Here is a 22,626-nt window from a genome sequence, read left to right as displayed (position 1 = left end):
CTTCTTCTTCCTTCAACGTCCCTATTCCAAATTTTTAATGACTCTTACAAAATGAATCTTAAAAAAATTAGCCCCTGGCTGGACGCCCTAGCTATCTTAGCGTGGGGAGTACTGCTCCTCAAATATTGGATCACAGGCAAATTAAGCATTCTCATTCACCCCAATTACTTTGGCTTGACTTTAGCGGGAGGAATCGGCTTAATGGTTATTGGCGGGTTAAAAACTTGGGAACTCGTAAAACTCGCTCGCACCACAAAGCAATCGCGGATATCAACAGCAAATAACTCTCTCAGAATCACAGAAGTTGAACACGTTACTTTGTTTCCTCCCAGTATCGGCAGCACCTTAATGTTGAGCGTCGCATTAATAGGTTTATTAACAACGCCACGCACTTTTACCAGCCAGACAGCATTAGAACGAGGCCTCACCGAATCTCTGCCAATCACCAGACTGCAACCCCAAGAATTTCGCAATACTACAAAACCCGAACTGCGATCGCTCGTCGAATGGGTGCGGCTGTTAAATTTCAACCCCGAACCGGATACATACAGAGGTCAAAAAGTCAAAGTTCAAGGATTTGTAATTCTCCCCCCTAACCTAACAGAACAATATATGTGGATTGGGCGTTTTATCATTACCTGCTGCGCGGCAGACGCCTATCCGATCGGGTTGCCAGTAAAATTACCGATCGGTCAAAGCCGCACTGCCTTTGCCCCAGACAGTTGGCTAGAAATAGAAGGAGAAACGATCGTAGAAGAACTGCAAGGCAAGCGCAAATTAATCATTCAAGCATCCTCCCTCAGACCAATTCCCGAACCAAAAAACCCTTATGATTATTAGATGTGGAGTAAGTATGAGATTAAATTTTTGCATTATTGCGAGATCGACTCTCCAGACCCGTCCTCCGTATACAAATTAAGATACTGTACAGTCAGCTATAAAAGTGGCAGCAGTATCCTTTAGGAGTTGCCAATAGCAAATTCAGCCACTACACTCGTAATTAGGAAATAAATTCTGAGTATATGTCATCAGAAAAAAAATTAGCTATCAAAGGTGCTATCTGGACGATCGCCAGCTATGGAAGCAGTCAAATTATCCGATTTGCCAGCAACCTAATCCTGACGCGTCTGCTTTTGCCCGAATTATTTGGTCTAGTAGGTCTAGCCTACGTTTTCATCACAGGGATTAACTTATTCTCAGACATCGGTCTAGGCCCAAGCATCATCCAGAACAAACGCGGCGAAGATCCTGAATTTCTCAATACCGCTTGGACGCTGCAAGTTATTCGCAGCTTTTTCATTTGGATTTGTTTGGTTATAATTACCCAGCCTGTTGCTAGTTTTTATGGAGATCCCCGTCTCCTGTGGTTGATTCCAATAATAGGTATAAATTCCGTAATAGGAGGGTTTAAATCCACAGCCACATCCAGCCTAGAACGCAAAATGGCAGTGAAAGAAGTAGTGATTTTTGAGTTGGGCATACAGATTGTTTCTACTATAGTAATGATTGTCTGGGCCTGGTTCGATCGCAGCATCTGGGCCATCATCGCCGGCGGCTTGACTGGAGCTGTAATGGAGTTAGTATGGAGCCATTTTTTGATTCCCGGCAAGTCAAACCGCTTTGCTTGGGATAAAGAAGCAGCTAAAGAAATATTTTCTTATGGAAAATGGATATTTGTGTCTACGGCTTTGTTTTTCTTGTGTTCTCAAGCCGATAGACTCATCCTCGGGAAAATATTTACTTTAACAATGTTGGGCATTTACGGCATCGCTTTTACTCTCGGCGATATGCCGCGCCAAGTCATCATCGCCATTAGCGGCAGGGTGATTTTTCCCTCGATTTCTATGCTGTCAGAGTTGCCGCGACAGGAGTTGCGCGCGAAGATACTCAAGAACCGCAAGCTAATTCTAATACCATTAGCCGTAGGTTTAGCCATTTTTGTGACCTTTGGAGATCAGTTAATTTTAATACTGTACAGGAAAGAGTATTGGGCTGCATCTTGGATGATGCCAATCTTGGCTTTAGGTATCTGGCACACCACCCTCCACAATATGATGGGTTCTTGTCTGTTAGCCGTAGGAAAGTCTCAGTACCCAGCTATTGGCAATCTGCTGACTTTTGTGAATCTATGTATAAGTATACCGCTGGGATACCACTTAAAAGGTAATTTAGGTGCCGTGATTGCTGTAGCTCTCGGCGACCTTCCTACCTATGCAGTAACTAACTACGGTTTGTGGCGAGAAGGACTAACTTGTTTTTGGCAGGATATTCAATTAACAGGGCTGTTTGTAGGGGTGCTGGCCACTCTACTTTGGTGTAGAGTGGCTTTTGATTTTGGTCTGCCAATCGATAAAATATCACCGATGGATTTAATTCCAATCAATTCACTGTTTCAGTAAACAAAAAGGAGATTGTCTATATGTCAAGCGAAAAAAATATCAGAAGAAAAGTGATGCACTTTATCTTTTTACAAATGGCTCTGTTACAAGAAATATCGCGAGTGGCCACGAGGTATACTAAACTGATGTTTTTTTATCAAAAAAATCGCATTATAGATTTATTCAAAGAAAACGAACAGCCAGAAAAAGCACGGCCCAAAGTCTTTGCGGCTGTCGCACACATTACATCCGTTGAAGAATCTAAAAATCGAGAAAAAGCCACAGAAAAAATTGAGAGACTCAGGCACACAATAGATGGACTTTTGACGACTTTTGCTCATTGCGACCTGACTATTGCCATCCAAACTCTACCAAACAGGCACGTTACAGCGTACTTACCTGAATATCAAATTAAGTGCATTCAGATACAAGAAGGCCCTGAATGCGACCCCATGTTGGTAGAGTTTAGGCTTCAGGAAGAATTTGTCGAAAGAGTTGAAAAATTTGACTGGTTTTTATTCATAGAAGATGACATTGTTTTGTACGATGCTTTCATTCTAGAAAAATTAGAAAGTTTTAACCGACAAAGCGGGTATGAGAATGCTATTCTTTACCCAAACCGTTATGAAATGCACCAAGGAACCAAGAGATATATTGATTTGACAATACAGCAGCCGCTATTGTGGAATCAGCTATCTAGTGTAGAGATAGAAGGTGTAAAATTTGCGGAGTTTAACAATCCTCATTCAGCCTTTTACTGTTTGTCAAGAAAACAGATGAAACAGTGGATAAAATCAGGTCGCATCTTCAAAAATCAATTAGTGAATGTCGGGTTTTTAGAGAGTGCAGCAACTTTTTGTCTGTTGGAATGTTTCTCCATATATAAGCCTCACCCGTCAAACTTAAACTATTTTGAGATCAGGCATTACGATAGCAAATATTCTCAGCTATATCCCGAACCTGAATCGCCGTATACACTGTCAGCCGTTAATAATAGTTCCAAGATACCCATTGTCAAGGATTAGTGAAAGGTATCTCAGCTAAGTAGTCGTCATGATTATTGGTAGGATGGGTAGAGCGCCAGTGTTGCCCCTCAACCTGTTAAAGAATTGGCGATTTGAGATTTGAAATGGGATTAAAAATCTTAAATCTCAAACAGTCCAGGATGCAACTGGCAAAATGGTGGGGTGCTGTACGATCGTCAAAACCTCTCTCGATCGAGCAATTTTTACCTCTGAGGCACCCTACAAGCTAAAATCTCAAATTTCACATCTAAAATCGGTGGAGGCTGTTGAAAGTGCCGCAGACTCCACCGATTTAAACTTGTGAGTTTAATTCAGTCCTGGAGGCACCAAAACTTTTAGAAACCGAGTTTTTGACCAACATACTTCGTTGCCGTCCTTTTCGCTGGTAAAAAAAACGGGTTTCTGAAGGTCGGGAGTGCCTGCAGGACTGTAAAATTTAATAGGGAAAATTTGGTAGTTAATTTTCAGCAGAAGTAGGAGAGAAAGATTTGTGAGTATTTTTAACAAAAAAATTAATCCTTCACCCTTAGCTATTCTGCCATTCAAACAGCCGATCGACCGCACGGCGATTTTCCTCATGCTAATGCTGAGCATCTTAATGGGACTGCTGCTGCTCAGCGGCGATGGCACAGCACCCCGAGTGCGAGAATTCACCTGGGAAAACAAACAAATCGGCGCTGAAGATACCGGCTTTATCGTCACCTTCTTTCGACCGATGAACCACTCCAGCGTCGAGGAAAACTTAAAGCTAGAACCCCCCCTCCCCGGTAAATTTAGTTGGGCTGGAAGGCGCATGGCTTACACCCTCAAAGATCCAGCACCCTACGGCGTTACCTACACAGTAAAACTCGCCGGAGCAACCGACAAGTATTTCGGAGAAAACAACCAAAACAAAGGAACGGCAATTCAACCGTTTAGCAGTTCCTTTCGCAGCCGCGATCGAGCTTTTGCTTACATCGGCGTCCAAGGCGAAACAGAAAGCAGATTAATGCTAGTCAATCTCACCAGCAGCGACTCAAAACCGATACCGCTGACTCCCAAAGATTTAGTCGTTACCGATTTTAAACCGTATCCCGACAGCGATCGCATTTTATTCTCAGCTACAGATCGATCGATCGCCCGTAGTGGCGGCACCCTAAATCAAGAACTATTTACCGTCACAACCGGCCTCAACCCTCAATCTCCAGGAGTAAAATCCCAGCCGCCCCAGCCAGCAGGTAGACTGGACAAACTATTAGATGCCAAAGATTACCAAAACCTCAAATTCGACCTCTCAGCCGACGGAAAAATCATAGTTATCCAGCGCGTCAACCGCCGCAATCCCGGCGATTTCAGTCCTTGGATTTTGGAAGAAAAATTGCCTCCCCGACCCTTGGAAAATCAACAAGGTGGAGATTTTCTGATTCGCCCCGACAGCAAATCGATGGTAATATCTCAAAAACAAGGATTAGCGATCGTTCCCCTCAAACCGGAAGCAGACCCAGTAGAATTTTTGCCAAAATACGAACAAGTATTGGGCATGGCCCGCGACAACTCCGCCGCCGCATATGTTAAATACAACAGCGATTTTACTCGATCGCTTTTCATCTTAGACAACCAAGGTGCAGAACAAGAAATATTGCGAATTCCCGGCAGCATTATCGGCGTTTATTTCGACCCCCGCAAAGACAAAGACAACCAAGTTCAGCGTCTCTACTGTTTATTAACCCAACGCCTCACAACAGAAAGCTACAAAGAACAACCTTTCATCGCCGCCATCGACCTTAAAAAACAGGGCACTCGTTTGGTGGGAACCATCAAACCGCTGCTGGTTTTGCCCAACCAATTAGATACCCAAATCAGTTTATCTCCCGACGGGCTGGCATTAATTTTCGACCAATCAGTCACAGCAGCAAAACCCTCAGCAGCAGACAGTCCCCGCAACTCGGGCGGACAGTCGATCGCCACCAGCCGCCTCTGGCTGCTACCCTTAGTAGAAATAACGGCAGACGGTTCTCCCGCAAAACTACAGCCAGAAGAACTTCCCTTTGCAGGCTATCACCCCCGCTGGCTACCCTAAATCTATTTGAGATTGAAGAATTGAAGAATTGAAGAATTGACCGATATTGGTAAATATCAATAGGGTAAGGTGCGCCCCTAAGCACCAAGCGTTGAAATGTGCGCGGTGCGCACTCTACTTTTACTTAATTGATTTGAAATTTGAAATTTGAGATTTGAGATTTGAAATTGAGTTGATACTAGGCGATACTGGTAAATATTACAAACTTTGAAACCAACTCGCCAGCCTGCAATTTCACATCTCATATCGTTTCCGCTGGCATCGGAATCATAAAATCGAGTCAACAGTTAACACTCAACCATTCTGTTTTGCGACCCGAGTCAGCAGTCAACAGCGATGCCCTGAGCGAAGTCGAAGGGTCAACAGTCAACAATCAACAATCATTGCCGTGCAACCGGAATTGATATCAAACCTCCAACCTAAAATCTAAAATTCTCATGACTCCAGAAGAAATTAGCAATACCCTTAAAGACTTATTTGGTGACAGTGTTGAGATGCCTGCTGCGACTTCTTGGCAAGTAGAAACCCCCAAATTTCGCCTGTTAGTCCTCCTTTCAGAAGAGGGGAGTTGGCTGCGGATTTTGCTGCCGATCGCCGATGCCCAGGAAGCTCAACCATTTTTCGATAAACTGCTAGAAGCTAACTTTGACACCACCCTCGAAACTCGCTACGCCATACATCAAAACGTGTTGTGGGGAGTATTTCAGCACAGTTGTGCCACACTCGCCGTCGCAGATTTCTCGGCCGCCATCGCCAGACTGCTGGCTTTGCAAGATCGAGGTTTGTCCGACTTTTTCGGCGGTTTGATAGAAAGCCGCATCCGTCAAATCATCAAAGCTGCGAAGATGCAGGGACAGTCTGTCGAAACTACCCTTCAGACTTTAGACCGTTTCTACGCAGAGGGATTGATGGGCGAAATGGAACTCGGGCGAGAGTCTCGCGAACAGACTCTCGCGGCTTGGCGGTATCAGCTAGAACGTCTCTGGCCGGAGGTGGAACCCTAAGACGATTTGAGATTTGAGATTGCTGATTGCAGATTGCAAAAAACTGACGACCGTCGAGGCTGGGAAGTTGCCTAAAGTTGCATTTCTTTTGAGTCGTATAGCAAGCGCGCTCAACGGTTAAGACGTTTTTAATGACCCAAACCCTTGCCGAAAATTGCTTCTTCCTTCTCTCGCGACGATAACTAAAGCCTTCTATCCGTTACATCGGCCGTTGCGAATCCGTTGCCGAACTTCCTTCTGCTGTACAATCTGCTGATTTTTGCCTCCGCGCCAGTCTTGACCAAGAATTTCAAAGGTGGTACCCGCCACGTGATTTATCCGTGGAGTCAATCCAAAATCTCAAATCTAAAATCCTCAAGCCCCCGAATTTATCCGTGGGGTCAATCCAAAATCTCAAATCTAAAATCTAAAATCGAATGACCGTTGGGGCCTCAAGTCACTTCCACGATCGCCAATCCGGGCCGTCGAACCCTTGAACCAAGCCCGTATATTCACTGATAACCCGCGAGTTCTTCTCCAATTCCCTTCTAACACCAGAAAAATGGTATAATAAATTACAAAAATCCCTGATAAATGTTAAAAATTTTCCCCAAACAGGCGATCGCAGGGTATATGATGGTAAAAAGTTTACAGCAGAGCTCCGTAAGTTCCACAAAAGCTTCGATCGTTTAACATTGATTTAGAAACAAAATTTTTAGGAGACAATGCTAGTGCGATCGGGTTTTCCCATCGGGTGCTGTTGTAATTTAACAAATTTGCAACTACCCGTTACCAATTACCCGTTACCAATTAATAGCAACTTAAGTTATCCATCAATACAACATTTAACAGGGGTTTCATCTATGTTTGCTGTGCGTGAGACTAGCTCGGAGTTATCAGTGTTGCATATACCTGAGATTTGTACTTGGAATATCTCCTTAGAATCAACTCTCCTAGACCTGCCGCTCTACAACTGCCAAATTGAATTAACTCAACCGGCAAAAGAAGTAGCCCAGGCTTTTGAAGGAAATTCCATGCTTCCCGGCGTCATTTTGACCGATCGGGGTAATTTTGTCGGCATAATATCCAGGCGTCAATTTTTTGAAAAAATTAACCGCCGCTACGGATTAGAAATGTTTTTCAAGCGACCGATAGAGGTATTGTACAGGTTTTCCAAACAAGAGCTGCTGGTGGTTCCAGGCAGTAAATTAATAGTAGAAGCCGCTCAGGAATCTCTTTACAGGTCAGCAGAATTAGTTTACGAACCCGTAGTAGTGGAAATAGCACCCCAGATCTACAAACTGTTAGACGCACACCAATTAATGGTCGCTCAATCAAGAATTCACCAATTAACAAATAAGTTGCTCCACAAACAAACCCAAGCCAAACTCATCCAAACAGAAAAAATGGCGAGTTTGGGGAGGATTGTAGCCGAAGTAGCCCACGAAATTAGAAATCCGCTGAACTGTATTTGGGGAAATTTGACTTTTCTGCTTTCCTATTTTGAACACTTGCTTCAGCTAATGTCGGTTTATGAAGAAGAATATTCGGAACCGTGTCCCCGAATTGATGCCCTCAAAGAAGAAATAGAATTTGATTTTTTACAAGAAGATTTGCCTGTCACCTTAGAAGGGATGGAGTTGGGAGCCTCGCAATTGCTAAAAATAGTTAACGGGCTGCACCACTTCTCTCACATGGACGAGACAAATCCAGTGGAGACAGACATTCACGAATGCGTGGAGATGACGCTGTTAATTTTGAAAAACCGCATTAAAAATAGCATAGAAGTGGTAAAAAATTACGGCGAACTGCCGCTAGTTAGCGGCTACTCCGGTCAGTTGAGTCAGGTGTTTTTGAATTTGTTAGTGAACGCTCTAGACGCCCTGACAGAGTACGCAGCCGATCGAGAAATAAACACCCACTGCCTGGACAACTGGCAGCCCCAAATCCAAATTACCACTAAAGTCGTAGAAACCGAAGACGGCACGCGGGCTGCAATTTGGATTTCCGATAACGGGCCCGGCATTCCCCTAGAAAATCACCAGCACATATTTGACACCTTTTTTACCACTAAACCAGCAGGTAAAGGCAGCGGTATGGGGCTGGCTATCTCCCATCAAATCGTCACAGAAAAGCACGGCGGCAAACTTTCATTGCGATCGCAACCCGGTAAAAACACCGAATTTGAAATTCTCCTACCAATAGTTCGCAAAACATGATTAACTCAAAAATATTCTCGGCTGTTGGCTCCTGCGGTGAAATCATAGGCTAGCTTAGTAGTACGCGAGCGTTTCACTTTCCCAGCGTTTCGGCAACTAAAAGTTCCAGTGGCAAATAAATTCAGTTCCAAACTCCTTGGGCCTTCACTCTCCGAAGGCAGCCATCAAGACCTTTCCCTAGAGTCTACTCTCTGGGATTTGCCCCTGTATGACTTTCAGGTTAAATCGAGCTGCTTGGCGATCGCAGTTGCCGAAATTTTTGAACAGCATCCTCTAGTGCCGGGAGTCGTCTTGATGGAAGCAGGAGAGTTCGCTGGCATGATATCCCGCAGGCAACTGCTGGAATATTTGCTCAAACCCCAAGGCCCCGAGCTATTTTTGCACCTCCCGCTGAAAGTTTTCTACAGTTATGCTCGCGTCGAAATATTATTAGTTCCAGAGAGTACAACCATTTTGGCAGCAGCTCCACAAGCTCTGCGCCGATCGCCCGAATTGCAGTCAGAACCAATCGTCGTCCAAATAGACTCCCAATCTTACCGCCTCTTAGACCCTCACGCGCTAAACATCGCCTACTGGCAAATTCGCGGCATCGAAACTCAAGTCCGCTACGAAAGAGCCCAAACTCAAATGATTCAAAGCGAAAAAATGGCTAGTTTAGGGCGTTTAGTCAACGGAGTAGCCCACGAAATTTTAGATCCGGTAGGCTTTATTTGGGGCAATTTAACCTATGTAAGCGACTACAGCAAAAACTTGATGGAGTTGCTGTCAGTTTACGACGCGCACTGTACCGAACCCCCGCCGGAAATAGCACGGCTCAAGGAAGAGATCGACTATGACTTTTTGCAAAACGATTTCCTCCGAACTGTTGCCAGCATCAAATCTGGAGCCGAACGTTTGAGCAAGCTGGCAAGCAGTTTGCAAAACTTCTGCCACATAGACGATGTTTATCCCAAACCGACCGACTTGCACGCCAACATAGACAGCATTCTTTTGCTGCTCAAAAGTCGTTTGACCAGGGAAATCAAAGTAGTGAAAAACTACGGCTACCTGCCGCCAGTGCCGTGCTATGCAGGCCAGCTCAACCAAGTATTTATGAATATCTTGACCAATGCTATTAATACATTAATTAACGAAGCAGTCGGTCAAGAATTGGCGAAAGAATTTAAAGGTTCAGGACTCAGAGACTTCGACCGCCAGCCTCAAATTGAAATCACAACTCAAGTCTGCTGTCCCGAACCTGCGAGCGATTTAGACAAACTTCATGTTCGCTGGGTTTCGATTTGCATAGCAGATAACGGGCCAGGAATGTCACCTAGCAAGTACAAAAAAATTATAGAATCATTCTCTACCGAAAAACGCGCCCTCAAAGAAACCAGTTTAGCAGTTAGCTATCAAATCGTAAGTGGCAAACACGGCGGTGCATTCAGAATGCGATCGGAATTAGGCAGCGGCACTGAATTTGAAATTTTGTTACCCTTAGCCTAAAAAAGTCAGCAGTCAACCGTCAACAGTCAGCAGTCAACTATTATCCAATTGAGTGCCGCACATTTTACAAAATCTAGCATTAGCATCGTGTACAGACCAACCGCAACCTTTACAAACAGCTTCTACTTGATTAGCACTTTTAACTAAGTGTTTAATCAAATCCCCCAATTGCCAAGGAATCAGAGCAATTCCCGTCAAAATCATCAAAATAGTCAGAAAACGACCGGATTCCGAAATCGGAGTAACATCGCCAAATCCCACGGTGGTCATGGTGACAACCGAGAAATAAACAGCATCCAAAAAAGTTCCAAAACTTTCGGGATTGGCCGGATGTTCGACTTGATAAATCAAACCAGAATAAACAAAAATTATTGCCAGCAAAGTAAACAAAATCCGAGCAAAAATCACCCCATCTTCGCTGCTGATGCGGAAAATAGAAATTTTCAATTCCAGAAAGCGGATGAGTCGGAGAATTCTAAACCAGCGAAAAATTCTGATAAAACTGACGTTGACAAATCCCAGCAAAAATGGTAATATTGCCAGCAAATCAATAATTGAAAAAAAACTAAAAATAAATTTAACTCGATTTTCTGCACACCACAGCCGCAATAAATACTCAACTACAAAAACGATTAAAAGAACAGTATCGAGAGTTTGGAAATTAATTCTAACAGGCCCCGAAAGCGGGTAAGTTTCGGCGATGAAGCTGGCGGAAGATAATAGAATGAGTCCGGTAAGAGTTAAATTGACGGTTCTGCCAATGGGGGTTTCGATGTCTTCGAGATAAAATCCAATTTGCGATCGGGTTAACATAGATGAGATAATTAATACCATTTATGAGGTAAGGGAATTATCGCATATGAGTATCGAATTAACTAAGGGTGAAAGGTTCAATCTTTCTAAAGAAACTCCTAATTTCAGTAAAATTGCGATCGCCCTGGGGTGGCAAGTCAGCCAGACAGCACAAAACTGCGACATTGACGCATCAGTTTTTATGTTAGCGGCGGACGGTCGCATTCCTGATGAAAAGTATTTTGTATTTTACAACAATCTGACATCGCCCGACGGTTCGGTGCGGCATTCGGGAGACAGCAGGAATGGACAAATTGAGGGAGATGATGAGACGGTTTATCTAGATTTGAGCAAAATCAATGCGGCGATTCAGGAAATAGTGTTTGTGGTGACTATTCACGACGGACAGGAAAAAAATCAAAGTTTTAGTCAAGTTGAAAATGCTTTTATCCGGCTTTACAATTCAGACACTCTTAGCGAATTGGTTCGGTACAATTTAAATCAGATATTTTCCCAAGAAACGGCTTTAGAATTTGGACGGTTGTATAAGAAGAACGGCGAATGGAGGTTTCAGGCGGTTGGACAGGGATATAATGCTGGGTTGCAAAGTTTTGTAGACAAGTATTATGTTGAAAATGCGGTTGAGAAAAGCACGAATGTTGGTGAGAAGGTTGATGATGCTGAGGTTGTGAGGCGGTTTAGCGATCGGGTGGACAAGCTATTGCGAGAAGAGGCGGTATCTAGCGAAGGGGGAGAACAGCCAATGGCTACTCCTGTGAGTGCCGATACTGGAGAATATAAGGAAGAGGAAAAAATAGATGATTCTGCACTAGAAAATTTGGAATCCCCTATCAGTGCTGAGGATTTTTTACAACGGTATAATCAGGGAGAACGAGATTTTGTGGGAGTAAATCTAGCCGGAGTAAATCTGAGCAGACAATCCCTGAGTGAGGTTAACTTGAATAGCGCTAATTTCAGGGGTGCAGAACTCTCTGAAGCAAACTTATCAATCATTAACTTGAGTGAAGCAAATTTATGTCATGCCAACTTTCACAAAGCTCATATTAGCTCAGCAAACTTAGAAAAAGCACAATTACTCAATGCAAATTTAAGTGAAGTAACTCTGCATGCTGTAAACCTAAGTGAAGCTAACTTGAGTGGGGTAAATCTCAGTATTGCTCATTTGTTATTGGATATTAGCTTCAAGAAAGCTAACCTCAGAAACGCAAACTTAACAGGGTTAAATTTGAGAAAATCACACTTAGCAGGTGCTGATTTGAGTAATGCAAACCTCAGTAATACTAATCTATTTGAGGCAAACCTTGAAGGGGCAAACCTTGAAGGAACCAAACTTGAACAAGCGCTGTGCAACGCACAGACTATCTTCCCCAAAGAATTTGACCCTGTTAAAGCAGGTGCTTACTTAATTGTTGCTGATGCTTCACTTTCCAACGTAAACCTAGCTGGTGTTGACCTGAGTGGTTTCAACCTGAGCGAAGCTAATTTGAGTGGTGCAAACTTAACCAAGGCAAAGTTGGAGGGCGCAAAACTCCTTCAGGCGAATTTGAGTGCAGCTAATTTGAGTGAAGCTAATCTGAATAATGCTGACCTAACTACAGCAAACCTAAGTGAAGCTAACTTGAGTAAAGCAAACCTTCGAGGTGCGAAACTAGCTGTGGCAAACTTGAGTGGAGCCAACCTGAAACAGGCAAGTTTAGAGTACGCTAACCTAGTTGCAGCCGACATGAGCAACGCTAATTTAAAAGATACAAGAGTAAGCCGTGCTAACTTCAGCGAAGCTAACCTAACTGGCGTAAATCTGGTGGGAGTAATGCTTGATGGAGTAAGTTTAAGTCGGGCTAACTTGGCTGAGGCTAATCTCTGCGGCTCAAGTTTAATGTCTGCAAATTTGAGTGGGGCAACACTTAGCTCAGCGGATTTGCGCGGGGCAAATTTGAGTTGGACAAACCTAGAAAAAGCCAACCTAAAGGGGGCGAACCTAAGTGGCGTGGCAGGTCTGGAAACGGCAAAACTCGCAGGTGCAATTATGCCAGATGGCACAATTCACGAATAAATTCGATGCCAATATTAAAGAGCAAGGTGGGCAATTTATTGGTGTAAATTTAACGCTCTTTCCCGAAGTCCGCCAGGGGTTTAAACCTCTGCCGGACTTTCGGTTTAAGTTGACAACCAATGGCTGGCATGGCCCACCCAAAAAATAGAGTATGATTAGTGTGAAATATCAAGTATATAGATTTTCGATGAATGAATCTGACACGGAAGTTATAGAATCTACCCTCAGATGGATGACGGATTTTGTCGAGTTACCGCATCCAGTTTTTAGCAATTTACCGATTTGTCCCTTCACTAAAAAAGCACGCTTGGCCAATCAAATTTTATTCAAAATCGAGCCTTTTTCAGCGCTGACTGAGTTCGATCGCGATTCTGCCATAATGAAATCGATTTATGAATTTTACAATTCGGAATTTGAAATAATGGTAGTAATTAATCCTCAAAAAACAGCAATTACTGCGCCACAAACTAAAGAATTGATAGACAAACTGAACGATCTGATTTCAGAGTTGGGCTTGCTGGCTTTTCACGCTCATCCCGAAGAAGATTTTAATATTGACGGGCTTCATACTAGGAGGATGCCGTATCCGGGCTTCACGGTTCAAGTAAATTCTAAGCTGAAGCCCGCTTCCGATGCTTTAGAGAAAACTGAATATTACAAAAATTGGACGGCCGAACAACTAAAATATTTCGGGATTCCGAGAAATTGACGATCGCCCGCCCTCCCCGCGCATCTCCCAGCCATTACAATAAACTCAGCAAAAAATCTTTACACATAAGAACTCATGCAGCTCAAGTCAACAACCCGCCATATTCGTATATACACCGCCATCCTCGAAGATAACGAACTCGTCCCCAGCAATGACCTTTTGACGCTCGACATTGACCCGGATAACGAACTTAACTGGAACGACGAGTCAGTCAAAGAGGTATATGCCAAATTCGACCAACTCGTAGACGCTTACGAGGGCGAAGACTTGACCGAGTACAACCTCCGCCGCATCGGTTCGGAGTTGGAACACTTGGTGCGATCGCTCCTCCAAAAAGGCCAAATCAGCTACAATCTCAACAGCCGCGCTGTCAACTACAGCATGGGATTGCCTCAAGTGGATGCCAAAATTCACCTGTAAGGGCGATCGGGCGATCGGCATTTGTGTCAACTTCAGATTGAAACCGATAATAAATCTCGCTTGTAGCTGAGTTTCGATCCCCCCTTAATAGCGGGTGACAAGAGTGTTCTGTTTCATCTCCCGCCTTCGGGGGGATGGAGGAGGTTCTAGACTTCGATACCAAGGAAAGGTTCTGATGCGGAGAATCGGGAGAATGGGGAAAATCGGGTTTTATTCTTCTTCCTGCTTTTTTCTGACTCCTGACTCCTGATTCCCTGACTCCTGACTCGTGGCTTCTTCCTTCTTTTTACCCTGAGCGACTTGTGCTGAGCTTAGCCGATCGCCCTGAGGGTAGCCGAAGGGAAAGGAGTCCAAGGGTCTTCCTGCTTGTTCCTCATCCCCCGCATCCCCCGCATCCCCCGCATCCCCAGCATCAACCGCCGGAAAATTAGTAGGGTGGCGATCGCGCTCCAAAAACTGTTTAACTGCAACTTGGCGGTTAGTCATAAACTGACCCCAAGCGCCGGGAAACAGCCCATCCAAGGTTTCCACGAGCGCCCAAACCTCAAGATTCATCATTTTGTAGTAATGACCGTGAGAATGCTTAATCCTAGTCAGCATTTCGTCTACCTCAACTCCAGGCAGCAGCTTCGGATCGGACAAATTCTTAGGAAAGGCGCTTGACTCATGTGGGGGCATGGTTAAAAACTCAACAGCTTGCAGAGGCCGGTCAGTCGATTTTAGATTTTAGATTTTAGATTTTAGATTGACTCCACAGATGAATCTGCGGGCTTGAACTAATATCTAATTTTTTTTTCTCTCCACGACTCGTGTCGGGGGCTTACATCCGTCAGTCGATTTTAGATTTTAGATTTTAGATTGACTCCACAGATGAATCTGGGGGCTTGTATCCGTCTTTGGGTAAGGTTAAATTTAACTTCTACTGCGAAACTAGGGGACGAGGCAGGGATCACCTTTTGCGAGAAAACCGAGAATTGATATTTATTTATACCTACCGGCTGAGGTGATTTCTACGTACCTGCATCCTACCATTATAGTTAGTCTAAAATCTCAATTCGCTCTCAAGCGGCGATTTATTCGGAAATGGCCACTATCAGGAATATGCTGAAAACAACGTGCTTTCAAGCCGAGGACTTCGGCGTCGCGCGATCGTCTAACCCTGAAAGCTCATAGGAAGATTCCTCCGGGCGTCAACAAAATGGTAGACTATTCGTGTCAGTACAAGACATTAAAACCTACCCCTAGACTGGGGGAAAGTCACGCCTAAAATATTGTCAGGAGATATCACTACGCACACAAGAGTGCAAACGTTGTGAGCCTAGGAACCTGAAAAATCAGGATATTAGGACGGCGAAGTCTTAAGAATCCCCGTCTGTTGAGAAAGCGGGGGTGTCAAATAATCGCCACGTATCAACCCGTCGAGGTTCAAGCGCTAAAATAGTTCAGATCAGCACGCTTGCCCAAAGGCGTCAGGAACCCTTATGCAAAACTCTGTGGCAAAACACTACTTATGGGCTTTAGGTGAAGGGATCAAAGGGTGTAGGCCAGGCGATCTGATCGCTGGTCGCTACTTGGTCAAGCGCGATCGACTTGTTGTCGATACTCAACCCGAACAGTTGCCGGAACTGCCCGAAGAGATTCCGAGTGTTGTCACTCCTTATCTGAGACTGTTTGCCTATCAATTGCACGTACCTCAAGTATACGGGCTGGTATCCTCGCAGACGAGCAAGCTCTCGGGAGATATCTGGCTGCTGGAAAACGGGCCGATTTTGAAGGTGACGGAATCTTTAATGCCGGAATTGGCAGACTCTTGGAAAGGAGCCGCGGCGATGCGCCAGCTCAATTGGCTGTGGCAAATGGCCCAGTTGTGGCAGCCGTGTATCGCTCAGGGCGTTGCTTCGACGCTGCTGACTCCGGAACTGCTGCGGGTGGAAGGACAATTGGTGCGGTTTCTGGAATTGCAGCCCGATCGCAAACCGCCTAATTTGTCCCAATTGGGCAAGTTGTGGCAGCAGTGGGTCGAAGATGCCCACCCGGCGATCGCAAATTTTTTGAGGCAACTTTGCCAGCAAATGGTTGCCGGTCAAGTGCGCCACGGCGAACAACTGATGGGCCAGTTGGATAAAGCTTTGGCAAAGTGCGGCAGATCTTACGATCGTCACGTTGAGATTGCCACCGGCACCGATGTGGGCAGAGCCCGGGCTCACAACGAAGATGCTTGCTATCCGCCCAGCGGTACGGTGTGGGGAGGAAATCCGGGATCGGAAGCTTGCGCGATCGTCTGCGACGGTATCGGCGGACAAGACGGCGGCGAAGTCGCTTCCGAAGAAGCGATTGCTGTGCTGCGGGATAAGTTGCAGCAAATGCCCCTGCATCAAGCTAATTGGGACCCGCTGAGCCTGACTTCCAAGCTCGAACGGGCCGCTTGTGCTGCTAACGACAAGATAGCCGATCGCAACGACAGCGAGCACCGCCAAGGCCGCCAGCGGATGGGAACTACGCTAGTTATGGCTTTAGCCCACATACACGAACTATACGTCGCCCACGTCGGAGACAGTCGGGCTTACTGGATTACCCGCACAGGCTGCTATCAAGTTACTCTCGACGACGATGTAGCTTGCCGCGAGGTGCGTTTGGGCTACTCCCTCTACCGGGATGCTTTGGAACAAGTGGCCGCCGGGGCTCTGATTCAAGCTTTGGGCATTACTTCCTCCAACACTCTGCACCCGACTGTGCAGCGTTTTCCGGTGGATGATGATTGCGTTTTGCTGCTGTGTTCCGACGGTTTGAGCGATAAAGACCGGGTTGAGGAATGTTGGGAAGCGGAGATTTTGCCAATTCTCGACGGTAGCATTAATGTGGCCAAGGCGCGCGATCGGCTGATCGAGATTGCTAATACTAGAAACGGTCACGATAACGTCACAGTTGCTTTAATTCACTGTCAGGCACATTTGAGGGAAAACGGTAATAATTTTACAGAATTGTCTGTCGCACCTTTAGATACGCCTCCGGAACCAATTATCGACACCGACGATGTGCCAACGGATTTGACTGTGCCCCCAGCCATTGGCGATCCTGATTCTCCAGGGAAAACGCAGTTGGTACAGCCACCGGAAAAAGGCAAAAGCCCATTTTCGCTGCTGCTGAAAATTTTATTTTTATTAGGCTTGGGGGGTGTATTTGCTTATTTTTTCATCCCTCCGGTGGGTCGGGCGATCGATACTGCCGGGGAGTCGATTTTCGGGAAAGGCGGTTTCATTAATCCTGCAAGCAAGCCGGAGAAAACAGTTAAATCTCTACCTTCTCCGGTAAAATCTTTAGAAACAGGCTCGTTTATAGAGATTAAAAGTTCTGCGGCTGGGGAATTGGGAAAAGAGGGCGATCGCTTGGATTTGCGAGTCGCAATTGGTGAGTTGACGGTCAAAGGAACAGTCCCTGCCGGCAGCGTTTTGCAGGTGACAAACAAGCAGCTTACGCCTCAAGGCAATTGGCTGGAATTGAAAGTTTGCTCCATTCCTGAAATAGTGCGGTCGAACTCTCCCAAACCCAAGTCAAATAAAGATTTTTCTACTGTTTCAAAACCCGCACTCAATCCATCTCCGGCTGTGGCAACTCCCTCGCCTTCCCCGGCAGTTAAGCCAACTGTTGATGCAGTAGCAATCGCCAAGCTGCAAGAGGGGGAAATAGGATGGATTCAAGAACGAGATGCCGTTTCTAAGGTAGCGTCGAACCCAAGTCCCAACCCAAATCAACAGGGAAAATGCGTTGTTAATTCTGACTCAAATCCCAATGCTAATTAAACTGTTAATGCTTGAGTATGTTGAGCAATTTTGCTCTTATTTAGTAGAAATAAAAATGCAGATTTCTAAACAAAACTAAGATTAACTGGTACCATCGCTGGTCAAGTAGCTGACATAATTTTAGATTCGATCTTGGGAATTTAATAATTCCCAAGATCGAATCTAAAAAGGTTTCAAAATTTCTAACCTAATTTGTTAGATACTTCTGCAAGTTTAGTCACCATTTGAGATACGGCTTTGTCAACGGCCGCGCTTAAAAGTGAGTCTTCATTACTACTGCCGGAATTGCCACCAATACCCCTAACGGAAATATTAGAATCGCTTTGATCCGCTTCTCCTACTGCTTTGGCAGTGGCAAGAATATCTCCGGAAGCTGTACCGATTAACCGCACGTCTATTTGAACGGTAGCTTTGGTTTTTTGCGAACCTGCGCCGATTCCCATGAAACTGCCGCCGCCGGATTGTTTGTCGATATTAAACTTGGTAATGGTGCCGATGAGTACGGCGTCAACTCCTAACTGCTTGCCAATTTCTGCTGCTGTGCCGGCATCCATCGCACCGCTGCGATTTTGCTGTTTGAGCACTTGTTCGAGTTTGCTGCGATCGACTACTATATAAGTGCCGTTGTTGACGAGTTCGTTGATTAGCAGTTCGCTGATGCCTTTGGCCGCGCCGACTCCCCTGTAGGAAGTGTAATAGCTGTTGGTGGGGCCGTAGTCGAAGTCCATGACGACTAGGCGCTTTTTGGCAGTTGCTTGGGCGAGTTGGGTTGCGGGTTCGGTGGTGGCTGGTGTGGCGGTCGCATTGACTGAAATGCCTGCTAGCATTAGGGTAGCGAGGGAAATGCCGGTTAAGCGAGATATGGTGGTTGTTTTCATAAAGCTTACCTCACAGTTGTTTTGTGCCGACTCTAGGATACTTTACGGAACAGCCCGATGTCAGGGTTGGGGGTGAGGAGGTTGGAAGTGGTGATTTGTAGTCTTTTTTTGACTTTCAACAGGCTTAATTTTTGTTAATGAACCGCAGAGGACGCAGAGGACGCAGAGAAAGAAAGGAAGAGTTTAATCAAGGTTCCAATCCTTAATAGGGATTTAGGGGTTTTCCTGCCAAAAAATCTCATATCTCTGTACTGTAACGGTGGCAACAACCGCACAGCCATCCAAAATTCCTCTTACGCCCCAGATTCCATAAAACCCATCAACCAATTAGCCATCGTCGCCCTGCGAGTCTGTCTGGGCCCAAATTCCCCAATTTTATAGCCTTTAAACCCCAATTTTTCCTTCAGCAACTGCTTGTTTTCTGGAGGAGTCGATCGAGTCAATTTGACCGTCGCCGGCCTAGAATCGATAAAATCCGGCGGTTCCGGGTACTCTTGACGCCACTCGGGTGCAACACCTGCACTGTTCCACTTGCCAGTCTCGGCATCGCAGCGGTAGCCCAGATACTGCCAAACTAATCGGTTGACGGCAGCATCGTCTATCTCTTCGTTGAGGATTGCCCAAATAGTTTCGTTATTCAGCGGTGGTAATTCAGACATGAGCGCGATCGAATCGGAAACAAAACAAGTTTAACTCACATTAGGTACTATGCTCAGGAACGGGCAAGATGCCCGTTCCACAAAATAATCATAGGAGTTTGTTTGTGGGGTGGGCTTCTAGCCCGCCCAAAATGCCACCCCCCAAAAAATTAATTATTCAAAATCCCGTCTTTCTGGGCCATCGACAGCATTAAGTCAATCACGCGGCTAGAATAACCCCACTCGTTGTCGTACCAAGAAACGACTTTGAAAAACTTAGAATTAAGTTCAATTCCCGCACCTGCATCGAAAATGCTCGATCGCGCGTCGCCCTGAAAATCCGTCGAAACTACTGCATCCTCAGTATATCCGAGAATGCCTTTGAGTTCGCCAAGAGAGGCTTTTTTCATAGCTTCACAAATTTCTTTGTAGCTAGTTTCCTTCGCCGTTTTAAAAGTAAGGTCAACTACAGACACGTCTGGAGTTGGCACGCGCAAAGCCATTCCCGTCAATTTTCCTTTCAATTCTGGCAACACCAAAGTAACAGCTTTTGCTGCACCGGTCGAAGATGGAATAATATTTTGAGCCGCACCGCGTCCTCCCCGCCAATCTTTTTGGCTGGGCCCGTCTACAGTTGGTTGAGTAGCTGTCATCGCGTGAACTGTAGTCATTAAACCTTCTTCCAAACCGAAGTTATCGTTAATTACTTTGGCAATTGGTGCTAAACAATTCGTCGTACAGCTAGCATTAGAAACAACCGTATCTTTGGCTGAGTCAAATTTGTGGTGGTTGACGCCTACTAGAAAAGTTGGAACTTTTTCCGGGTCTTTTGTTGGTGCTGAAAGTATTACTCGTTTTGCTCCCGCCGTCAAGTGTTTTGATGCGCCTTCAAAATCTGTAAACAATCCGGTAGATTCTACAACATAGTCTGCACTCGTTTTACCCCAAGGCAATTCTGCCGGATTTCTAATCGCTGTGCAGGGTATAAAATTTCCGTCAATGACAATGCCGTCTGGTTTGCTTTCCACTTCACCGTCGTAAATGCCGTGGGTAGAGTCGTATTTGAAAAGATAAGCCAGGTTGTCTGGCGAAACTAAGTCGTTAATGCCGACAAATTCGATGTTGGGGTTTTTGATGCCGGCACGCATCACTAGCCGTCCAATGCGACCAAATCCGTTGATGCCAACTTTTAGGGTAGCCATGATTTAAACTCCTCTTGAAAATATCGCTGCTCGATCGGGCGATCGCCTGTTGTGGCTTAGAATTTACCACGCTAACGGATTTTTTTAACTGATTCTTTTCTATCTCTTAAGAATTCTGAAGTCGGCGGCGGCGAAGGGTAATTAATCCTGAAATTACCGCTGGCTAATGGTTGATTGCTGATGATTGTAAACTTGTAAAAGTGCTACAATAGACAGAAATTATTTTCAAAATAGCCTTTTTAAAATCATGCTAAAGTAATAACTAAAAACTTATAAAAAAAACAAAATGGATTGGTATTCTCACCAGTGGTGGCTGAGGAACATCTCATATTTGTAAAAATACTTCTTCTGACTCTTTCCTTCTGCCTCCTGCCTCAAAACTCCAATTTCTAGCTGGGATGCAAAAGTGAGCTCCTCGCGGTGGCTGTCGCCGCACAAAGCCTAGGATTAAAGTCGCAGATACACGCAAGGACACGGCAATGCCGTGTCCCTACTTTCGTCCTAGCTGAGAGGACTGAATAATCAAGTCACTCATCACTAATCACTCATCACTCAGCTTTCTACCCGACGCACTTAGTAGTTAGTAGTTCCACCGCATCCGAAATAAAACACGATCCGCCAAACTTATTGAGAACTGGTCTAATATTTTCTGCAACAGCAGATATTTGAGCGGGATCGCAAAAAGCCAGCACATAAACGTTATCCAGCATCGTCATTGATGAATTGCGGGAAACGTGATCCCTAGTGCTTTTTCCTGCGACATCACGAATCACCGAATAACCTGGGACGCCAGCTTTGTCTAAACCGTCTAAAATCTTGCCGAGTTCTACCGAGTGGGCTATGATTTCTACTCTTTTGACTGACTCCATCATCTCACCTCCAAAACATATTGATTCCGTATAGATACAGGGGAATGCCTACAATGATATTAAATGGAAATGTCACTGCTAAGGCAGTTGAAATGTAAAGACTTGGATTCGCTTCGGGAACTGTTAGGCGCATGGCTGCTGGTACTGCTATATAAGAAGCACTCGCGCACAATACAGCAAACAGCAAAGTGTCTCCCTGCGGCAGTCCGATTAATTTGGCTATTAGCAAAGCAATTACTGCGTTGAGTATGGGAATTAGGATTGCAAAGCCGATCAGAAAAACTCCTGCTTCTTGCAAATCTTTAATTCTGCTGGCCGCAACTAGGCCCATGTCTAGCAAGAAAAAAGTCAAAACTCCGTAAAATAAGTCTTGAGTAAACGGACTCATAACTTGCCAACCGTGTTCTCCTGTTAGTATGCCCATAATTAGGCTGCCAATCAGCAGAAAAACTGAACTGTTTAGGAATGCTTCTTGCAACACTTCTGGCCAAACTATTTCGCGTTTTCCTTCTTCCCCGCCAAATACACTGACTAGAATGAGACCGACTATAATTGCCGGGGATTCCATTAATGCTAGCGCGGCTACCATGTAACCGTCAAACTCGATCCCCTGTGCTGTGAGGAAGGAAGTTGCGGTGATAAATGTGACGGCGCTGATGGAACCGTAGGTGGCTGCGATCGCCGCGGCATTGTAGGAGTCGAGTTTGATCCTCAGTATAAAAAAAGTATAAATTGGTACTAAGATTGACATCAGCATCGCTGCAAAAATTGTCAGGGCGATTTGCTGGTCAATTCCGCTTTTGGACAGTTCGACGCCGCCTTTAAATCCGATCGCGAACAGCAGATACAGCGAAAACAGTTTGGGGATGGGCGCTGGAATTTCTAAATCAGATTTGAGAAAAATTGCCAGCATTCCCATGAAAAAAGCTAATATTGGGGGATTTAAGATATTTGACGCTACTAAACTCAAATCCACGATCGTTCACTCCCATTTCTTGCGTTTTTAATATTACTTCCCCAGTAATTGTTGCACGAGAAGGGATCGATAGAGCGATCGAACTTTTGAAGCGAAAGCTCGATCGGGCTAAATACCGC

At 45.2% G+C, this 22,626-nt stretch carries 18 protein-coding genes; 11 read left to right on the top strand and 7 right to left on the bottom strand.

Features of this window, described 5'->3' with window-relative positions:
- The first annotated feature begins 51 nt into the window (after positions 1-51).
- From QUB30_RS00600 to QUB30_RS00570, 7 genes are all read left to right on the top strand, one after another.
- A complete protein-coding gene (locus QUB30_RS00600; protein ID WP_333327561.1) occupies positions 52-840 on the top strand; it encodes a TIGR03943 family putative permease subunit in 789 nt (262 codons plus the stop codon).
- A gap of 182 nt (positions 841-1,022) precedes the next feature.
- Entirely contained in the window at positions 1,023-2,399 is a 1,377-nt protein-coding gene (locus QUB30_RS00595) for an oligosaccharide flippase family protein (RefSeq protein WP_333327559.1), read from the top strand.
- Between the two features lie 20 nt (positions 2,400-2,419).
- Positions 2,420-3,403, top strand: coding sequence for a hypothetical protein (locus QUB30_RS00590; protein ID WP_333327556.1), 984 nt, complete (start codon positions 2,420-2,422; stop codon positions 3,401-3,403).
- Between the two features lie 490 nt (positions 3,404-3,893).
- Positions 3,894-5,462: a hypothetical protein gene (locus tag QUB30_RS00585; RefSeq protein ID WP_333327554.1), complete on the top strand. Its 1,569-nt coding sequence runs from the start codon at positions 3,894-3,896 to the stop codon at positions 5,460-5,462.
- Positions 5,463-5,899: 437 nt separating this feature from the next.
- Entirely contained in the window at positions 5,900-6,466 is a 567-nt protein-coding gene (locus tag QUB30_RS00580; protein WP_333327551.1) for a hypothetical protein, read from the top strand.
- Positions 6,467-7,308: 842 nt separating this feature from the next.
- On the top strand, positions 7,309-8,664 hold the full coding sequence (locus tag QUB30_RS00575) for an ATP-binding protein (protein ID WP_333327549.1): 1,356 nt from the start codon (positions 7,309-7,311) through the stop codon (positions 8,662-8,664).
- Between the two features lie 108 nt (positions 8,665-8,772).
- Positions 8,773-10,149 (top strand): ATP-binding protein, encoded by a 1,377-nt coding sequence (locus QUB30_RS00570; protein ID WP_333327546.1) that lies wholly within the window; start codon positions 8,773-8,775, stop codon positions 10,147-10,149.
- Positions 10,150-10,182: 33 nt separating this feature from the next.
- Here QUB30_RS00570 and QUB30_RS00565 read toward each other — a convergent pair whose 3' ends face one another.
- Entirely contained in the window at positions 10,183-10,983 is an 801-nt protein-coding gene (locus tag QUB30_RS00565; protein ID WP_333327543.1) for an ion transporter, read from the bottom strand.
- 25 nt (positions 10,984-11,008) lie between these two features.
- Between QUB30_RS00565 and QUB30_RS00560 the strand changes: the two genes are divergently transcribed.
- The 3 genes from QUB30_RS00560 to QUB30_RS00550 all read left to right on the top strand — a co-directional run bounded on the left by QUB30_RS00560 (position 11,009) and on the right by QUB30_RS00550 (position 14,144).
- Positions 11,009-13,015, top strand: coding sequence for a pentapeptide repeat-containing protein (locus QUB30_RS00560; protein ID WP_333327540.1), 2,007 nt, complete (start codon positions 11,009-11,011; stop codon positions 13,013-13,015).
- A gap of 187 nt (positions 13,016-13,202) precedes the next feature.
- Positions 13,203-13,724, top strand: coding sequence for a hypothetical protein (locus QUB30_RS00555; protein WP_333327537.1), 522 nt, complete (start codon positions 13,203-13,205; stop codon positions 13,722-13,724).
- 75 nt (positions 13,725-13,799) lie between these two features.
- Positions 13,800-14,144: an NAD(P)H-quinone oxidoreductase subunit M gene (locus QUB30_RS00550; RefSeq protein WP_333209099.1), complete on the top strand. Its 345-nt coding sequence runs from the start codon at positions 13,800-13,802 to the stop codon at positions 14,142-14,144.
- A 210-nt stretch (positions 14,145-14,354) separates the two neighbouring features.
- Here the strand turns inward: QUB30_RS00550 and QUB30_RS00545 are convergent, their stop codons facing one another.
- Positions 14,355-14,822, bottom strand: a complete 468-nt coding sequence (locus QUB30_RS00545; protein ID WP_333327534.1) for a hypothetical protein — start codon at positions 14,820-14,822, stop codon at positions 14,355-14,357.
- 803 nt (positions 14,823-15,625) lie between these two features.
- On the opposite strand from QUB30_RS00545, the gene QUB30_RS00540 reads away from it, so the two are divergent.
- Positions 15,626-17,944 (top strand): protein phosphatase 2C domain-containing protein, encoded by a 2,319-nt coding sequence (locus QUB30_RS00540; RefSeq protein WP_333327532.1) that lies wholly within the window; start codon positions 15,626-15,628, stop codon positions 17,942-17,944.
- Between the two features lie 182 nt (positions 17,945-18,126).
- Here QUB30_RS00540 and QUB30_RS00535 read toward each other — a convergent pair whose 3' ends face one another.
- From QUB30_RS00535 to QUB30_RS00515, 5 genes are all read right to left on the bottom strand, one after another.
- On the bottom strand, positions 18,127-18,822 hold the full coding sequence (locus QUB30_RS00535; protein WP_333327529.1) for a CsgG/HfaB family protein: 696 nt from the start codon (positions 18,820-18,822) through the stop codon (positions 18,127-18,129).
- 293 nt (positions 18,823-19,115) lie between these two features.
- A complete protein-coding gene (locus QUB30_RS00530) occupies positions 19,116-19,481 on the bottom strand; it encodes a DUF1823 family protein (RefSeq protein ID WP_333327526.1) in 366 nt (121 codons plus the stop codon).
- Between the two features lie 149 nt (positions 19,482-19,630).
- Entirely contained in the window at positions 19,631-20,662 is a 1,032-nt protein-coding gene (gene gap / locus QUB30_RS00525; RefSeq protein WP_333327522.1) for a type I glyceraldehyde-3-phosphate dehydrogenase, read from the bottom strand.
- A 560-nt stretch (positions 20,663-21,222) separates the two neighbouring features.
- Positions 21,223-21,534: a P-II family nitrogen regulator gene (locus QUB30_RS00520; protein WP_333327519.1), complete on the bottom strand. Its 312-nt coding sequence runs from the start codon at positions 21,532-21,534 to the stop codon at positions 21,223-21,225.
- A 1-nt stretch (position 21,535) separates the two neighbouring features.
- Entirely contained in the window at positions 21,536-22,507 is a 972-nt protein-coding gene (locus QUB30_RS00515) for a sodium-dependent bicarbonate transport family permease (protein WP_333327517.1), read from the bottom strand.
- Positions 22,508-22,626: the final 119 nt, after the last annotated feature.

It is taken from the genome of Microcoleus sp. BROC3 (genome assembly GCF_036702515.1).
GTDB lineage: Bacteria > Cyanobacteriota > Cyanobacteriia > Cyanobacteriales > Microcoleaceae > Microcoleus.
The sequence above is the reverse complement of the archived record's forward strand: the minus strand, read 5'-3'. Positions and strand labels throughout refer to the sequence as shown.

Excerpts from the sequence above, each read along its gene's own strand:
- QUB30_RS00540 (WP_333327532.1), top strand. The coding sequence starts at position 15,626 with ATGCAAAACTCTGTGGCAAAACACTACTTATGGGCTTTAGGTGAAGGG.
- QUB30_RS00560 (WP_333327540.1), top strand. The coding sequence starts at position 11,009 with ATGAGTATCGAATTAACTAAGGGTGAAAGGTTCAATCTTTCTAAAGAA.
- QUB30_RS00555 (WP_333327537.1), top strand. The coding sequence starts at position 13,203 with ATGAATGAATCTGACACGGAAGTTATAGAATCTACCCTCAGATGGATG.
- QUB30_RS00575 (WP_333327549.1), top strand. The coding sequence starts at position 7,309 with ATGTTTGCTGTGCGTGAGACTAGCTCGGAGTTATCAGTGTTGCATATA.
- QUB30_RS00565 (WP_333327543.1), bottom strand. The coding sequence starts at position 10,983 with ATGGTATTAATTATCTCATCTATGTTAACCCGATCGCAAATTGGATTT.
- QUB30_RS00595 (WP_333327559.1), top strand. The coding sequence starts at position 1,023 with ATGTCATCAGAAAAAAAATTAGCTATCAAAGGTGCTATCTGGACGATC.
- gap (WP_333327522.1), bottom strand. The coding sequence starts at position 20,662 with ATGGCTACCCTAAAAGTTGGCATCAACGGATTTGGTCGCATTGGACGG.
- QUB30_RS00580 (WP_333327551.1), top strand. The coding sequence starts at position 5,900 with ATGACTCCAGAAGAAATTAGCAATACCCTTAAAGACTTATTTGGTGAC.
- QUB30_RS00530 (WP_333327526.1), bottom strand. The coding sequence starts at position 19,481 with ATGTCTGAATTACCACCGCTGAATAACGAAACTATTTGGGCAATCCTC.
- QUB30_RS00520 (WP_333327519.1), bottom strand. The coding sequence starts at position 21,534 with ATGATGGAGTCAGTCAAAAGAGTAGAAATCATAGCCCACTCGGTAGAA.
- QUB30_RS00535 (WP_333327529.1), bottom strand. The coding sequence starts at position 18,822 with ATGAAAACAACCACCATATCTCGCTTAACCGGCATTTCCCTCGCTACC.
- QUB30_RS00545 (WP_333327534.1), bottom strand. The coding sequence starts at position 14,822 with ATGCCCCCACATGAGTCAAGCGCCTTTCCTAAGAATTTGTCCGATCCG.
- QUB30_RS00600 (WP_333327561.1), top strand. The coding sequence starts at position 52 with ATGAATCTTAAAAAAATTAGCCCCTGGCTGGACGCCCTAGCTATCTTA.
- QUB30_RS00590 (WP_333327556.1), top strand. The coding sequence starts at position 2,420 with ATGTCAAGCGAAAAAAATATCAGAAGAAAAGTGATGCACTTTATCTTT.
- QUB30_RS00550 (WP_333209099.1), top strand. The coding sequence starts at position 13,800 with ATGCAGCTCAAGTCAACAACCCGCCATATTCGTATATACACCGCCATC.